At 47.1% G+C, this 240-nt stretch carries 1 protein-coding gene; it reads left to right on the top strand.

The window, feature by feature from the left end:
- Positions 1 to 50 precede the first annotated feature (50 nt).
- Positions 51 to 240, top strand: a 190-nt coding sequence (locus tag SAY88_RS25575) for a hypothetical protein (RefSeq protein ID WP_332635243.1), incomplete at its 3' end; no start/stop codon positions are given.

Raw genomic sequence — 240 nt, 5'->3', positions numbered from 1 at the left:
CCTTTGACCTGGCCTATAGTTGCAGAAAACACCTGTGAGCTATGGAGGACATGCAATGGTTCACAACCTCCCATCCGTTTCACTACGTCAGTTTCTATATCAACATGGGGACTTCTCTCGTCGGAGAAGTCAATGGCCTGGCGGTAATGGCAGCCAGCGCGCTTTACTTGATGACGTCCTTAGGAAAGATATTCTGTTTGGATGGTTCAGAAGCTCCCAAATACCCACAAATTTCAAAAC

It is taken from the genome of Halalkalibacter flavus (assembly GCF_036663575.1).
In the GTDB taxonomy this organism is placed as follows: Bacteria; Bacillota; Bacilli; order Bacillales; family Bacillaceae_D; genus Halalkalibacter; species Halalkalibacter flavus.
Note: the sequence above shows the minus strand (reverse complement) of the source record. Positions and strands in the feature narration are given on the sequence as shown.